We start from the raw sequence: 16,672 nt of genomic DNA on the forward strand, positions 1-16,672 counted from the left end.
GAACCTCGGTGATCGGGTGCGGGGTGGTTCAGCGGCGGCCGCGGTCGCGCAGGAAGTCGCGGCGGGCGACGGCGCGCGTCTGGGCGGCGGGTAGTGTTTTTTCGGGCGCGGTATCTCCGCTGAGGTGGCGGGCAAGGGTGGCTATGGTGGGGTATTTGAACAGGTCGGTGAGGGGGAGATCGGGGCGGTTGAGGGTGTCGCTGATTTGTTGGTGGACCTGGGCCAGGAGGAGGGAGTGGCCGCCGAGGTCGAAGAAGTTGTCGTGGATGCCGATTTGTTTGAGGTTGAGGAGCTGCCGCCAGATGCCGGCAATTATCTCTTCCATATGTGTGCGTGGCGAAACGGGAACTCCGGCGGGGCGCGCGTCTGGCGCGGGCAGGGCGCGACGGTCGATCTTGCCGTTGGGGTTGCGGGGGAATGCCGGCATATTCACGAACGCCGCCGGTATCATGTATGCCGGCAGCCGCTCTCGCAAAAAGTCCCGCAGTTCCGCCGTCGCCGACGGGGGGGACTCATCCCAAACCAGGTAAGCAACCAACCGTTTATCGCCCGGCGCATCTTCCCGCACCATGACCAGGGCCTCCCGCAAGTTGCCATACGCCCGTAGCGCCGCCTCGATTTCTCCCGGCTCAATACGAAAACCCCGCAACTTGATCTGCTGGTCCACGCGCCCCAGAAATGCCAGGCGACCATCCGGCAGGAAACGAACCCGGTCGCCGCTGCGGTAAAGACGCGCGCCCGGTTGCACATCGAATGGGTCGGGCACAAATGAGGCCGCTGTGAGAGCGGGGCGGTGCAGATAGCCCCGCGCCACGCCCACGCCGCCGATGTACAATTCGCCCGGAACCCCCACCGGAACCGGCTGCATCTGCTCATCCAACACGTAGACGCGGGTGTTGGCGATGGGGCGGCCAATAGGGGGAGGCGCGTCTGCGGTGGCTGCGTCTACCCGTTCCACGGTGGTCCAGATGGTGGCTTCCGTGGGGCCATACAGGTTGAAGAAGGCGCGCCCGCGCGCCCACGTCTGGGCTACAGCGGCGGGGCACGCTTCGCCGGCCACGGTGATGATGTGCAGGTGGGGCAGATCGTCCGCGGGCATGACGGCCAGCGCCGATGGAGGCAGCACCGCCAGGTTGACCCGCCACCGGCGCAGAAACGCCAGCAGTGGCGGTCCGGGCAGCAACTGTTCCGGCGTACCCAGGCAAAGGGCGGCTCCGGCGCTGAGAGCCATCACGATCTCAAAAATGGAGGCGTCGAAGTTCAGCGAGGCGAATTGCAGTACTCGTTCTTCCGGCTGCAAGGAAAACATGGCGGCTTGCGCCTGGCTGACGTTGATCAGGCCGCGATGGGGGACGAGAACGCCTTTGGGCTGTCCGGTTGTGCCGGAGGTGTAGATGACGTAGGCGGGTTGGTTGGGCGTGGTGGGCGCGGGTGGGTTTGCCGTGGATTCGCCGGCGATCTGGGGCCAGTCGCGGCGGAGATCGATGGTGGGGATCGTGTCTGTGGGAATTGTGCCGGCATTTCCCCCCCGATCCGCGTCCATTTGCGTGAGCAACAAAGCCGTGCCCGAATCCGCCAGCATGAAGCGCAGCCGTGCGGCGGGGTAGGCCGGGTCCAGCGGAAGATATGCGCCGCCTGCTTTCAGGACGCCCAGCAGGGCGATGATCATTTCTGGCGACCGTGCCAGATGTAGGCCGACCAACGTGCCCGCCCCGACACCCCGTTTCTGCAGGTGGTGGGCCAACTGGTTGGCGCGGGCGTCTAGTTCCACATAGGTGAGGGAGAGGCCATCGCCGAGGAGCGCCGGCAGGTGCGGCGTGCGTGCCGCTTGCGCGGCAAAGCATTCGTGCCAACCATGGACATCGGGGAGAGGGGCGCGGGTGTCGTTCCATTGATGTCGCTGTGCTTGCTCGTTAGCCGTGAGCAGGGGCAGGTGGGTAATGGGCGCGTCGGGGTTGGCGACGAGGTGGTGCAGCAGGGTTTGGAAGTGGGTGATGAGGCGGGCGGCGGTGTCTGGGTGGAAGCGTTCGCTGCTGTAGGTGAGGGCGCCGCGCATGATGCCGGCATTTTCGTTTGCCGGCTCCCACAGTTGCAATTCCAGGTCGCCGCGGACGGTCTCCGCCTCTTGTTCCAGGGGTTCGAGGTGTAGCGCGGGCAGGCTTAATGCCGGCATCGGCGCATTTTGATACACGAACGCCACCTGGAAAAGAGGAGACCGGCTCAAGTCTCGCTCCGGCTGCAAAGCCTCCACCAACTTCTCAAAAGGCACATCCTGGTGGGCAAAAGCCTCCTCCGTCACTATCCGCGCCCGTTGCAAGAGCGCGCGAAACGTGGGCGCGCCGGAAAGATCCGTCCGCAGCACCAGCGTATTCACAAAAAAGCCGATGAGGTCTTCCACTTCCACGCGCCGCCGGTTGGCGATGGGCGAGCCAACGACCACGTCCGTCTGTCCAGAATAACGGTAGAGCAGCGTTTGAAAGGCGGCCAGCAGGAGGGTGAACAGCGAGAGTTCTTCCTGTCGGCTTAGTGCGCGCAGCGCCCGCACCAGCGCCGGCGGCAGCGTGAAGGAAAGTGACCGCCCGGCAAAGGTGGGCACGGCGGGGCGTGGATAATCCGCCGGCAGGGAGAGCGTGGGCAGGTGGGCCAGTTTGTCGCGCCAGTAGGCAAGCTGCTCTGCCAGCACGCCTCCGGTCAACCATTCCCGCTGCCAGGCGGCATAATCCGCATAGTGCCACGGGAGTTCTGGCAGGTTGGCGGGCCGGCCGTTCAAATTGGCCTGGTAGTGCGCGCCGATTTCGCGCACGATCACGCCCAGCGACCAGCCATCAGAGACGATGTGGTGGATGGTGAGGTAGAGGTGGTGGGTTTCCGCGGCGCGTTGGACGAGCAGCGCCCGCAGCAATGGTCCTTGCGCCAGGTCAAATGGTTCCTGATTTTGGCGATGGGCCAGGTTTTGCTCCTGGGTGTTTTGCTCATCGGGCGGGAGATGGCGCAGGTCGGCGTGGGTGATGGGGAGGGGGAATGCCGGCATGATCCTCTGCCACGGCTGCCCATCATGAACGGGAAAAATGGTGCGCAGCGATTCGTGTCGCCGGATCAGGTCGTGCAGGCTGTTTTCCAGCGCGGACACATGCAGCGGACCGTGCAGGGTGACGGCGGTGGTGACGTTGTAGAATGGGTTTGCCGGCATCAGTCGATGCAAAAACCAGAGGCGTTCCTGTGCAAAAGAAAGCGGCAGTGGCGCATCTCGTCGAGCGTGGGGCAGCGCCGCCGGTTCCGCTGCCGGTGGTGTTTGCCGCAGGTCGCGTACACGTTCGGTGAGGGCGGCGACGTTTTGGGCGTCAAACAGGGCTTGCAGCGGCAAATCAATCTGGAACGCCTTCTGCGTCCGGGCGACGATGCGCGCCGCCAGGAGGGAATGGCCGCCCAGTTCCCAGAAGTTGTCGTGGATGCCGACGCGCTCTTGTTGCAGGCATTCCGCCCAGATGCGGGCCATTGTTTCTTCGTCGGCGGTGCGTGGTGGCGTGTAGGAGTGGGGTGTCTGGGTTGGTGTGGGCGGGGGCGCGGGGAGGGCGTGGCGGTCGATTTTGCCGTTGGGGGTGAGGGGAAATGCCGGCATCACCACAAAAGCGGACGGGATCATGGGCGGTGGCAGCGTTTGTTGCAGGAAGTGGCGCAGCTCGCCCGCCGCCGGGCCGGGCGACGCGGCAGGAACGAAATAAGCGACCAACTGTTTTTTCCCGGAGGGGCCATCTCGCCAGAGCAGGGCGCTCTCCCGCACCCCCGGATGCGTGTTCAAGCTGTTCTCAATTTCCCCCAATTCCACGCGCACGCCATTTATTTTCACCTGGTTATCCAATCGCCCTAGAAATTCCAGGGTTCCATCCGGCAGCCAGCGCCCGGCGTCGCCGCTGCGGTAGAGCCGGCGGCGGACGGGGTCCAGTGGGGGGCGTTCGGCGACAAATGGGTTGGGGATAAACTGGCGCGCGGTCTGGTCGGGCCGGTTGTGATAGCCGCGCGCCAGGCTGGCGCTCTCGATGAGCAGCTCACCGGGCACGCCTATGGGGAGCGGGCGCTGGTGTGCGTCGCAGACGTAGACGCGCGTGTTGCCCATGGGCCGACCAACGGCGCGTGGGCGGTCGGGGTCCAGGGTGGGGGCGATGGTGGCGCAAACTGTTTCCGTGGGGCCATAGGCGTTGATCAGGCGGCGGCCCCGGTTCCAGCGGCGCGCCAGTTCCGCGGCGCATGGTTCGCCGACGAGGATGATGGTTTCCAGGTCGGGCAGGGAGGCGTCCGGCAGCGTTTGCAGGACGGAAGGGGTGAGGGTGATGGTGGTGATGCGCTGCTGCTGTAGCAGCTTGGGCAGGTCGGGGCCGGGGAGCAGCGCCTCCGCCGGGGCCAGCACGAGGGTCCCGCCGGAGAGGTGGGCCATCAAGATTTCCGTGATGGATACGTCGAAGCTGAAGGAGGCGAATTGCAGGACGCGGCTGCCGGGGCCAACGGCGAACGCTTCGATCTGACTGCGCGCCATGCTGCCCAGGCCGTCATGGGGCATGAGGACGCCTTTGGGCTGCCCCGTGGAGCCGGAGGTGTAGATGAGGTAGGCCAGGTTGTCGCCGCGGATGGGGACGGCGGGTGGGGTGTCGCTTTGGGCGGCGATGGCGGCGGTTTCTTGTTCAATGGGGATGGTGAGGCAATGGGGGGGGACGGGGATGGGCTGTTGGGTGAGGAGGGTGTGTTGGGTGAGGAGGAGGGAAATGCCGGCATCTGCCATCATGAACCCCAGCCGCTCCGTCGGATAAGTCGGGTCCAGGGGCACAAAGCACGCGCCCGCCTTCAGCGTGGCCCAGAGTGCGACGATCATATGCGGCGAACGGGTCATGTAAATGCCGATGCGGTCCTCTGGCCGAGCGCCGCGCTGGCGCAAGAAGTGGGCCAGTTGGTTGGCCTGACGTTCCAGTTCGGCATACGTCCAGGATGCCGCGTCAGATGCCGCGCCAAATGGCGCGCCAAAGACAAGGGCAATTTGCTCCGGCGACTGTTGCGCCTGCCGGCGGAAAAGTTCATGGAGCGGCTGACCCAGGGGGAAATCCCGTTCCGTTTTGTTCCAGGTGTGCAGCAGTTGGTGACGTTCCGCCGGCGTAAGTAGGGAGATTTGCGCCAGTGGTTGCTCTGGATCGTCGGCGAATTGCCGCAAAATGGCGTGCAAGTGGCCCAGCAGACGGTCGATCACGTCCGCCTCGAAGCGCGAGCGGTCATAATCCAGCAGCAGCGTGAGCGATGTCCCCGGCAGCGCCGCCAGGGTGAGCGGATAGTTGGTTTGTTCAACGGAATGCACGGCGCGCACGGAGAGGCTGTTGTTGCCCGGCGTGGCGGGGGCGTCCAGGGGGTAGTTTTCAAAGACGACGATGCTTTCAAACAGCGGTTGGCCGGGAGGAATGTCGCTCCATCTTTGTACTTCGGCCAGGGAGCTGTGTTCGTGGTGGCGCACGGCCAGGAGGCTTTGCTGTATCTGGCGCAGCCAGGGAAGCAGCTTGTGTTCGCCGGAGAGCCGCGCGCGCAGGGGCAGGGTGTTGATGAAGAGGCCGACGGTGGCGGCTATGCCGGCAATTTCCGCCGGACGCCCGGCCATCGTCACCCCAAAAACCACGTCCTCCTCGCCGCTGTAGGCGCTGAGGAGGATGGCCCAGGCCCCCTGCACCAGCGTGCTGAGGGTCAATTGGTGTGCGCGGGCCAGCACATTTAACCGCGTGGTCAACTCCGCCGGCAGTGAAAGCCGCCCTTGTTCGTACCGATGACGGCTATCGTGGCGGGCCTTGCTCTGGTCGATGGTGTCCACGGAGAAGGGCGTGGCAGCAGTGAAGCCGCGCAATGTTTCTCGCCAGAATGCCGCCGCGCGGGCCGTATCTTGTTGCTGCAACCAGGCAATGTAATCGCGATAGGGGCGGGGTGGGGGCAGCGGTGGCGCCGGTTGCTGTTTTCGTCCTGCTTCGTAGAAGGTGAGAACGTCGCGCAGGAGGATGGGGCCGGACCAGCCATCTTTGATGATGTGGTGGAAGGTGGCGACGACTTCGTAGACATCATCCGCCGTTTGGAAGAGGGCCAGCCGCGCCAACGGCGCTTTGCTCAAGTCGAAGCCGCGCCGACGGTCCGTTTGCAGGAAGTGTTGCAGGTGGGCTGTTTGTTCCGGGGGGGAAAGATGCCGGCAATCTTCGTTCGTAAACGGCAATTGCGCCTGTCGCAGCACGACTTGTAAAGGTTTATCCCGTTTTTCCCACACGAAAGCGGTGCGTAAGACTGCGTGTCGCGCCAGCGTCTGCTGCCAGGCCTCGCGGAAAGCGGACTCGTCCAGCGGCAATGGCGCGTGCAGCGTGAGTACAAGCTGCTCCATGTACACGCCTGTTTCTGGTTCGCGCAGGGTGTGAAAAAGCATACCCTCCTGGGTTGGAGAAAGCGGGTAGATGTCTTCAATCGGGTTTTTCATGGCGCCGTGAGTTATGTGGACTCCTGGGTAAACAGGGCTACCAGTTCGTCCAACGCCTCCTGGTCAAGTCCGGCTTCCGGGAAATCGGAGGGGGTAAACTGGCCGATTTCTTGCGTCTGGCAATGGGTGATCAAGGTTTGCAGCCGCTGGCGGTACGTTTGGGCCAGGTTGTCGATGGTGTTGGGTTGGTGAAAATGGGGGTTGTAGGTCCAGGTGACGCGCAGGCGTTGCTCGGTGACGTGGGCGATGATGTCCAGCAGATAGGGGCGTGGTGAGTGGGGGGCGCGCTCGTTGGGGGGGGATTGAATGCCGGCATACAGCTCACCCGTCGCTATTTCTTCTATCTGCCCCAAATACAAGAAGCTCATTTGTGGTTGTGGCAGCTTCTCCGCTTGCGAGGCGACGTCATACGTTGGGCGCACGTAGCGCAGCAGCCCGTACCCCACACCCTGGCGGGGCACGGCGCGCAGTTGCTCTTTGATGGTGCGAATAGCCGCGCCCGGTTCCGTGATGTCGCCAGGCAGTGCTACCGGGTACAGGGTTGTAAACCACCCCACGGTACGGGAATAGTCAGGGGGTAGCGTGCCGGCATCTCGTCCATTTTCCTCCAACGCCACCAGCACGGCGGCAGCACCCGTCCAGATCGTCATCGTTTGCGCCAGGGCTGTGAGCAGAATGTCGGCCACGCCGGTGTGGTAGGCGCGGGGCGCGTCACGCAGCAGCGCCGACGTTTCCGCCTGGTCCAGCGCCACTGTCACCGATTGCGCCATTTCCACCGTATTGGCGGCGGGATCAGAGAGGTCGCCCGCCGTTGCGCCGCCGTCCAGCGGCAATCTGGCGGACGCCAATGAGGTCGCTTCGCGCCAATAAGCCCATTCCGCCCCCATTTCGGGCTGCGCCGCCAGCGCGCGCAACTGCTCCGCCCAGGTCTGAAACGAGGCCGTTTTTGCCGGCAGTGTCGCGCTGTCCCCCTGGGCGATTTGTGCATAGGCGGTTTGCAAATCCGCCAGGAGGATGGACCAGGAAAAGGCATCTACGACGAGGTGATGGGCAATGAGCAGTAATTGATCTGGCGCGGCGGGCGCGCGACGAAAATAGATGGCCTGGAATAGCGGCCCCCGCGCCAGGTCCAGGCGCGTTTGCCAGGCCGCCGTTTGCGCGGCGATCTGCTGCCCCTGGTCGGCGGGGGGGTACGGCGACAAGTCCACTACCACCAGCGGCGGCGCGGCGGGAATGGGAGCAAACGACTGTCGCCAACCGTTTTCCGCGCGTTGGAAGCGCAGTCGCAAAGCGTCATGGTGGGCCAGCACGGCTTGCAGCGCCGCCGAGAGCGTGGCCGTATCCAGGGAGCGGCGCAGCGTCAGTTGCAGCGATTGGTTCCAGTGGTGGGGTTGGGGGAATGATTGGGAGAAAAACCAGGATTGAATCGGCGTGAGGGGGTAGTCGTGGTCTGGAGAGGCGTTTTCCGTGTCCGGCGGCGGCCCGGATGGGGTTGCGGTGTCTGTGTACGCCGCCTGCGTCAGTTCGGCGATGGTCTGGTGGGTGAACAACTGATTGGGGGAGAAGCGTAGTCCGTGTTGGCGGGCGTGGGAGATGATCTGGATCGCCAGCACGGAGTCGCCACCCAATTCAAAGAAGTTGTCCTGGATGCCGATGGGGGCAATGCCCAGTAGCTCTTGCCATATCTGGCTGAGAATGCGTTCCGGTTCGCTGCGTGGGGGCGCGTACGGGGTTTTGACGCGACCGCGGTCGTGGGTGGCGCGGGGTGGAATGGGTAAGGGGGGCGCTGCCTGTGTCTCGATGCGGCGGATCAGTTCGTCCGGGGCGTAGGCGGAGACGAGCAGGCGCGACGCGGGTTGGTGGGCCAGGATGCGGTGGAGGGCTTCGATGGCGGTGGCGGGGGAAATGCCGGCATACACATTTTCCATCTGTGGCAATTGCCGCGCCAACACCTGCCATTGCGCCGGATCAGCGCGCTTCAAGGAAAATCCTTCGATCTCTACCAGTTCCTGCCCAGACGCATCCAGCAGGGTCACATCCACCGTAATCGTCTCCGCACTCGTCTCCGGCGGGGACGAAAAACGGGCGTGACTGAACAAGTGTGCCGGCAGCGGCGCTTTTAGCGCCAGGCGGCGGTAAGACAGCGGCAGATAGCTGCCTTGCGCTACGTACTGGCCGGCAAAACTGGCGGCAACATCCAGCAGCGCCGGGTGCAGCAGATAGGCGCGTAAATCTTCCGCAAACGCCGCGTCCAGGGTGATAGCGGCTACCGCCTCCCCCTCACCCACACGCAATGATTGCAGGCCGCGCCAACGGGGGCCAAGTTCAATCTGTTCTCGCCGTAAATCTTCCGCGCGCACGGGAATTTCTCGCGGGCAGTGGGCCAGCAGCGCGGGGATGTCGTGGCGAGGCGTTGCCGTGGGCGCGAGTGGCGATACGCTGCCCTGAGCATGGGTTTGCCACGCCTGCCCTTCCTGGCTTTGCACGGTAAATTGATACTGGTTTGTGCCGGCATTTTCCTTTTCCAGCACGACACGTATCTCCCGTTCTTCCGTCGCCGCCATGACCAGCGGCGTAAGGAAGTAGACATCGTGGAACTGCATTTGCGTGTGCGCCGTGTGCTCGGCAAAAGCGGCGCGCACCATTTCCAGGTAGACCGTGCCCGCCAGGGAGGGGTGGGACATGATGCGGTGTTCCGCGAGGACCCAGTAACGGTCGGGATGGAGCCAGGCGCGGTACACGGCGCGCGCGTCATTGGTTTCTACTTTTTCCTGCAACAGGGGATGGATGGGGGGTGATGGGCGCGTGTGCGCAGGCGCGGCCATGCCGACACCCCGCCATGTGTCCCAGTTGACGGAGAAAACAAACATCTCGCCGCGATTGCGGTAAGAAGCGGCGAAGGCGTCGAGGAAGGCGTTCGCGGCGGTGTAGGCGGTGCGTCCTGGGCCGCCGGTGATGGCGACGAGTGAGGAAAAGAGACAGAGAAAATCAATGGGAAACGTTTCCAGGGCGCGGGCGAGGTTAAGCGTTCCGATGACTTTGGGGGCCAGGATGGGGGCGGCTGTTTCCGGGGTTGTTTGTTGTATCAGGTTGCCGCCGGAAATGCCGGCAGCGTGGAATACCCCATCCAGTCCGCCAAAATGCGCCCGCGTCAGCGAGATGGCCCGCTCCACCTGGGACAAATCGGTCACATCCGCCTGCACGACCAGCAACTCGGCCCCTTGCGCCCGCAGCGCGTGCAGTTGGCGCGCTGCCGTTGCGTGTGGATGGTCGGGGGCGATTTCCGGCCAGGTTTCCGGCGGGGGGAATTCGGAGCGGGTGAGCAGTACGATTCTGGCCCGCCCTGTTTGCGCCAGATAGGCCGCTACTTGTAGGCCAACGCCTCCCAGCCCGCCGGTGATCAGGTAGATGCCGTCGGGTTTGAGGAGGGATGCCGGCATAGCCGATGCCGGCAAAGTCACCGATTCATAAGTAGGAACCCAACGCGCCTGCCCCCGAAAGGCCACAACGCCCGGTTCCGCCACAGCCAACTCTCGCGGCAGCAGCCCCCATTCGCGCGCGTCCAGATCAATTGCGCGGCACGTGACCGACGGATACTCTTGGGAAATGACACGACAAGGCCCTAACAACACCGCCTGTCCTGGACGGTTCTCCGTTTCGCCGGCGATAGACTGCATCTGCCGCGAAAGCACGTCAATATGCCGTGGCGAAACGTGCGCCAGCCCGCCGAGGGCCTGTGCCAGGTAGACTAAACTGTAAAAACTGGCCGTTAACGGCTCCATCTCCGCGGCCAACGACCAGGCATGAATGATGCGGTCCGGCGGGTACGGAAGCTGCGCCAAAAGTTGGGCGTACTGCTGAGGGACGGATGGGTCTATGCAGAATGTATCATCACCCAGAGCCTGAAACGCCGCGCCCGCAAAAACCATAATGGGCGTCTGCCCCTGGGCGCGCAGCGCGGCGCGCAAGGAAGCAACAACGGGATCATTTTCGTTCGTGGCAAACAGCAGCCATTGGCCGGTGGGCAGTGGCCGACTGGCAGGGGGCAGCGTGCGCTTCCAGGACGGCAAGTAGAAGAGGTCGCTTACGCCCTGTGCCGCCGGCTTGGGCGCGGCAACCGCTGGCGGTGTCGTCTCCAGCCAGTACCGCTGTCGCTCGAAGGGATAAGGGGGCAGCGGCACTCGTCGTCGCGGCTGTGGGTGAAGCTGCTCCCAGGCGATTGGCGCGCCGCGCACCCAGAGTTGGGCGGCAGCGGAGAGCAGTGCGGCGGCGTCTGACTGCGCCGCCCGTGGATGACGCATGGCGGGGAGGACGGGTTGGGTAACTTGTCGCCGCGCCAGTTGGGTTAGCGCCTGGCCGGGGCCTACCTCCAGAAGTAGCACCGCGGGATCGCGGCTGACTTGCGCCAGACCGGTGGCAAACTGCACCGGTTGACGCAACTGCTGTACCCAATAGTCCGGGTCCATGGCCTGGTCATTCCTGATCCATGTGCCGCTGACGTTGGAGATGTACGGCAGTTGGGGCGGCTGTAAGGCCATGGCGCGGGCGACGGCGGCGAAATCAGCCAGGATGGGGTCCATCATGGGGGAGTGGAAGGCGTGGCTGGTTTGCAGCAGACGGCTGGTGATGCCTGCCGTGGATAACTGGTCTGCCAGCACGTGCAGCGGCGGCAGAGGGCCGGCAACGACGCAGCGCTCCCGCTCGTTGATCACGGCTACATTCAGTTCGGGGGGGAGCCAGGGGTTGACCTGTTCTGGCGACAGGGAGACAGACAGCATTCCGCCGCGCGGGAGGGATTGCATCAGACGCCCGCGGGCGGCGACGAGGCGCAGTCCCTCTTCCAGGGTAAATACGCCGGCGAGGCAGGCGGCCACGTATTCGCCGATGCTGTGGCCGAGCATGGCGTGGGGGTGGATGCCCCAGGCGCGCCACAAGGCGGCCAGGGCGTAGGCGGTGGCGAAGAGGGCGGGTTGGGTGAATTGGGTCTGATTGAGCCGGGCGGAGGCGGGTTCGATCTGGTCTGGCGCTGGGTAGAGCAGGTCGCGCAGGTCTAGTTCCAGGAGGGGGGCCAGATGGTGGGCGCAGGTGTCAATTTGCTGGCGAAAAACTGAGTATTCTTCGTATAACGTTTGCCCCATGCCGGCAAATTGACTCCCTTGCCCCGGAAACATGAATACAACGGGTGGCGCGTTTTCGGCGGCCATGCCTGTTGCGCCGGATGACAGGTCCGCCAGGCGCGCTATGGCGTCGGGAACATCCTTGCAGGCAAGGGCGCGCCGGTGGGCAAAGGGGTATCGCCCCGTTTGCAGCGTGGCGGCCACAGCGGCCAGAGAAAGGCCGGGGTTTTGTCGCAGGTGTTCGGCCAGGTTGAGGGCCTGGGTGGCCAGGGCGGTTTCCGTGTGGGCGGAAAGGGGGAGCAGTTGGTCGGTTTGGGGGGACGGGGGCGGGGGAGGTGGCGGGGCGGCTTCCAGTATGACGTGGGCGTTGGTTCCGCCAATGCCAAAGGCGCTGACGCCGGCGCGGCGAGGGAAGGGGGCGTCGGGCCAGGGTATGAGTTGTGTGTTGATGTAGAAGGGTGTGCCGGCAAAATCAATTTGTGGATTCGGCGTTTGGTAATGTAGAGAAGGCGGGATCAGGCCATGTTTGAGAACGAGAACGGTTTTGATGAGGCCGGTAATGCCGGCAGCCGCATCGAGATGCCCCACATTGCTCTTGACCGCCCCCACGGCACAGTGCGCCGGTTCGTTCACCAACGGTGCAAACACCTGGTTCAGGGCGTGTATCTCAATCGGGTCGCCCAGGGGCGTGCCCGTTCCATGGGCTTCAATATAGCGAATCGTGTGCGCGGGCACGTTGGCGGCTGCCAGCGCCGTGGCAATGGCTGCCGCCTGACCGGCGACGCCAGGGGCTGTGTAGCCGACTTTGGCCGCGCCATCGTTGTTCACTGCCGTGCCTTTGATGATGGCGTGGATAGTATCGCCGTCGGCTTGCGCCTGCGCCAGCGGCTTGAGAACGACCATGCCAACGCCGCTGCCAAAAACGGTTCCTTGCGCCTGGGCATCGAACGGGCGGCAATGCCCATCGGGGGAGAAAATGGCGCCTTCGTGGTATAGGTAGCCATGTTGTTGCAGCAGGTTGACGGAGACGCCTCCCGCCAGGGCCAGGTCGCATTCGCCGTTGCGCAGGCTTTGCGCGGCCAGGTGCACGGCGACGAGGGAGGTGGAGCAGGCTGTTTGCACGGTGAGGCAGGGGCCGGTGAGGTTGAGTTCGTAGGCGGCGCGGGTTGCCAGGAAATCTTTGTCGTTACCGATGAGGGCTTGATAATTTTGCAGCAGGTTGTGTTGGGCGTGGTGTTGCAGGAGGTAGCTGTTAAGCCCTGTGCCGGCAAAAAGCCCGATGCGCGCGTGGTTGTTTTGTGGTACACAGCCGGCATCTTCCAACGCGGACCAGGCGCATTCCAGGAAAAGGCGGTGCTGCGGGTCCATCATCTCCGCTTCGCGTGGGGTAAAACCAAAAAACGCGGCGTCAAACTGGTCTATGTCGTCCAATTGCGCCGCGGCGGGCACAAAATGGGAATCGGCGCGCAGGGCGGCGGGAATGTCGGCGGCGTCCAGTTCCGCCTCGGTGAAGAAATGAATGGATTCCCGTCCCTGGCAGAGGTTGTGCCAGAATTCGGTGATGTTTCTGGCTCCGGGGAAGCGACCGCTGAGGCCGATGATGGCGATGTCTGTGTTTGCCTGGTGGCGGGGGGATGGCGTGGGGCGGGGGGATGGGGGCGCGTCGCCCTGGGTAAGGTAGCCGGCTAGTTGGCTGATGGTGGGGTGACGGAACATCTCGACGACGCCAAAGGCGCGTTGCAGGCGGGCCTGGATTTGTTCGTGGGCTTGCACGACGAGCAGTGAGTGCGCGCCGATGTCGAAGAGGTTGTCGTGGATGCTGATGGCGGGGAGGTGGAGGAGTTTTTGCCAGATGCCGGCAATCATCTGCTCTGTTTCCGTCTCCGGGGCGACGGTGGGGAGAAGGGTGGCGGCCGGATCGGGGAGGGCGCGGCGGTCAATTTTGCCGTTGGGTGTGAGGGGCCATGTGGAAAGGGGGACGAAGTGGGCGGGGACCATGTACGCGGGCAGGGTTGTTTGCAAAAAGTGGCGCACTTCGGTGGGGATGATGGTCTGGCCGGGGGCGGGGAGGAGGTAGGCGACCAGGCGATCATTTTGCTGTGTCATGACGAGGGCTTCACGGATGGTGGAATGCCGGCATAACGCCGCTTCAATCTCCCCCAATTCAATGCGAAAACCGCGCAACTTCACTTGATGGTCCGTCCGCCCCAGAAACTGCAACGCGCCGTCTGGCAGGCGGCGCACCAGGTCTCCTGTGCGATACAGACGCTCGCCTGGAACCGTCCCGGCGCGCTCTGGCGGCAGCGACAAGAACCGCGCGGCGGTCAGGTCCGGGCGGCCATGATAGCCACGCGCCAGCCCGACGCCGCCGATGTACAACTCGCCAGGCACGCCTACGGGGGTAGCCTGCCCATCTTTGTCCAGCACGTAGAGGCGCGTGTTGGGAATGGGGCGACCAATTGGCGGCGGTCCCGCGCCCGGCGTACACGCCTGGACGCTAGACCAGATGGTAGCCTCGGTGGGGCCATACAGGTTAAAGAACAGGCGCCCAGGTCCCCATCGATCCACCAGTTCCGCCGGGCACGCTTCCCCGGCCACCGTGATCACGCGCAGATCGGGCAGCGGTTCGTCCGGCAGCATGGCTAACGCCGATGGGGGCAGGGTGACAATGGTGACGCGCGTTTGTCGCAAGAACTGCCACAGGGGACGGCCAGGCAGCAGCGATTCATGGTCGCCCAGGCAAAGGGCCGCGCCCGTTGTCAGCGCCATCGTTATCTCAAAGACGGAGGCATCAAAGCTAAGGGAAGCGAATTGCAGTACGCGCTGACCCGGACCCGCGCCGAAGAGGTCCGCCTGGGCCGCGGAGACATTCACCAGGCTACGATGGGCAAGTTGCGCCGCCTTGGGTTGCCCGGTAGTGCCGGAGGTGTAGATGAGGTAAGCCAGAGCATCCGGGGTGACGTTGGTGGCGGGCTTGTCGTCGGGATAGGCGGCGATGGTGGGCCAATCGGCATCCAGACAAAGGCTGGGGAGGGGCGGTTGATAATCCGCGGTGATGGTCTCGTAGGTTGGGGCGTGTGCCTTTTGGGTCAGCAGCAAGGTTATTTGCGCGTCAGCCAGTATGAATGCCAGCCGCTCCGGGGGATAGTCGGGGTCCAGGGGCACATAGGCCGCACCCGCTTTGAGGACGGCCAGGATCGCCGTGACCATTTCCGCGGAGCGGTGGCAACTGATGGCCACGTGGCTGTCGCGGCCAATGCCAACTGCCTGTAGATAGTGAGCCAGGCGATTGGCGCGAGCATCCAGTTCGGCGTAACTTATTTGCGCGTTGCCGATGATGAGCGCGGGGGCGTCTGGTTGCTGTCGGGCCTGCGCCTCAAATAACTCGTGCCAGCATTTGTCGTGGGCAAAAGGGGCTTCCGTCTCGTTCCAACTTCGCAGTTGCGCCCTTTCCTGGTCGGTGAGGAGGGGGAGCGCGGCCAGCGTTTGGGCGGGGTCGGCCACGATGCCGGCCAGGAGGGTTTGCAGGTGGCGGCTCATGCGCGTGATGGTGGGCGCGTCGAAGAGGTCGGGGTTGTAGAGCCAGGCGGCGGAGAGGGCGTCGTCCGTTTCGAACAGGTGCAGCGTGAGGTCAAATTGACCTTCTTGCTGCGGCAACGAGAGCGCCTCCAGGTGCAGGTTGTCCCAGGCAACCTGCATGCCCGTTTGCCCCAGAAGCAGCGGGGCCAGCCCCTGGCTGTCAAACCGGGCGGATTCCAGGGCAAAAGCGGCGTCGAAGAGGAGTGAGCGGCTGGGGTCGCGGTTCAGGCGCAGGTTTTGGGCGATGAGGGCCAGGGGATAGGATTGGTTTTCCAGCGCTTCCAACACGGTCTGATGTACCTGTTTTAGAAAGTCGCTGAAGGGTGTTTGGCTGTCTGGCCGGCTGCGCAGGGGCAGCATGTTGACGAGGTAGCCGACTGTACGGGTGAAGTCGGGGTGGTGTCGGCTTGCGGTGGGCGTGCCGATGATGAGGTCTTCTTGTCCGGTATAGCGGTAGAGGAGGGTTTTGTAGGCGGTGAGGAGGAGGGTGTAGAGGCTTGTTTTGTGGGTGGCGGCCAGGTTTTTGAGCTGCTGGGTCAGGGCGGAAGGAATGGTGTGTGTGAGTGATGCGCCGCGAAAGGTCTGGCGAGGTGGGCGGGGGCGGTCGGTGGGCAGGTTGAGCAGGGGGATTTCGCCCTGGAGTTTCGCCTGCCAGTAGTGTTGTTGTTGAATGCCGGCATCGCTCTGCACGAAAGCTATCTGCCAGTGAACGTAATCGGCTATGCTTCTGCCGGGGGAGGGCAGAACAGGAGCCTGTCCCTGGCGTAGCGCCGTGTACAGTATCCGCAGTTCTTCCACCAGGAGCATGTAGGAGGAGAGGTCAATGACGATGTGGTGGGCGGAAAGGAGCAGGACGTGATCGTCGGGTGCGTGTGTGAAGAGGTGAACGCGAAACAGGGGGCCTGTTTCCAGATTGAAGGGTTGGCGGGCGGCGGCGGTCAGTTCGGTTTGCAAGGTTTCTTCTGACCAGCCGGCGGCGTCAATGGGGAAGAAGGGGATGGGCGTATCAGGTGGTTGGGTTTGTTGTTGGGGCTGACCGTTGGCGGCGTGGAAGCGCAGGCGCAGGCTGGCGTGTCGTTGGTAGAGGGTTTGGCAGGCCTGGTGAAATGCCGGCACATCCAGCCCCCCCCGGACCCGAAACGCCAGCAGCGTATTGTAAGCCCAACTCTCCGGAGCCAGCCGGTACAGAAACCACAACGTTTGCTGGCCGAAGGACAATGGCTGTCCTGAGGACGATCCTGGTCCTTCGGCCAGCGGTGGGCCTGCGGGAGCGGAGCCAGATTCCCCCAGCCGCCGACGTAGCAATTCCGCCAGCAGTTCTCGTTTCTGCCGAGGGGAAAGGTCATCACGACGAGGAATTTGATCCATCTCTGCTCCAATGCCAGGGGGTGGCGTCAGCATTGCTGCCGGCGCCACCCCCATAATGGTGCGGCCAGGCGTCAATTAGGGCGCATCCGTTAACGGCTTCCCTGAGGAATTGACGGATGCGCTG

Annotated in this window: 2 protein-coding genes; both read right to left on the reverse strand. The window is 63.9% G+C overall.

Features of this window, described 5'->3' with window-relative positions; genetic code table 11:
• Window positions 1-28: 28 nt before the first annotated feature.
• Complete coding sequence (locus tag H6650_17085) at window positions 29-6,433, reverse strand: amino acid adenylation domain-containing protein (GenBank protein MCB8953723.1); 6,405 nt, start codon at window positions 6,431-6,433, stop codon at window positions 29-31.
• A 62-nt stretch (window positions 6,434-6,495) separates the two neighbouring features.
• A complete protein-coding gene (locus H6650_17090) occupies window positions 6,496-16,548 on the reverse strand; it encodes an amino acid adenylation domain-containing protein (GenBank protein MCB8953724.1) in 10,053 nt (3,350 codons plus the stop codon).
• Between the last annotated feature and the right edge of the window lie 124 nt (window positions 16,549-16,672).

The organism is Ardenticatenales bacterium (genome assembly GCA_020634515.1).
In the GTDB taxonomy this organism is placed as follows: domain Bacteria; phylum Chloroflexota; class Anaerolineae; order Promineifilales; family Promineifilaceae; genus JAGVTM01.